Raw genomic sequence first — 377 nt, 5'->3', positions numbered from 1 at the left:
CGCTTTTGCCACAGCCAGATTCACCCACGACGCCGAGCGTTTCGCCGGCACGGATGGAGAAGTCGACGCCGTCAACGACACTGACGACACCGCTGTCCGTACGAAACCGGGTTCTCAGTTGTTCTACTTCCAAGATGGTCGTCATCTGCTCCACTCCTTTTATCCCGTGTTAGGACATTTATTATTTGCGTGCGCGTGGATCTAGAACCTGCTGCAGGCCATCCCCTAACAAGTTAAAGCCGAGCACGACTAAAAAGATGGCAATACCTGGGTAAAACGTTGCATATGGCGCAACGGACATTAGTGTTTGCGCTTGGTTCAGCATGCTGCCCCACGATGGTGTCGGCGGTTGAACACCTAACCCGAGGTAAGACAGT

Annotated in this window: 2 protein-coding genes; both read right to left on the bottom strand. The window is 53.3% G+C overall.

Annotation, left to right across the window (positions count from 1 at the left end; translation table 11 throughout):
- On the bottom strand, positions 1–145 hold a 145-nt coding region (locus SB773_RS30350; protein WP_410593907.1), incomplete at its 3' end, for an ATP-binding cassette domain-containing protein.
- Between the two features lie 36 nt (positions 146–181).
- On the bottom strand, positions 182–377 hold a 196-nt coding region (locus tag SB773_RS30345; RefSeq protein WP_410593905.1), incomplete at its 5' end, for an ABC transporter permease subunit.

This window comes from Bacillus sp. SIMBA_074 (assembly GCF_046534555.1).
Classification (GTDB): Bacteria; Bacillota; Bacilli; order Bacillales; family Bacillaceae_G; genus Bacillus_A; species Bacillus_A mycoides.
This window is presented reverse-complemented; position numbering and strand designations above follow the sequence as displayed.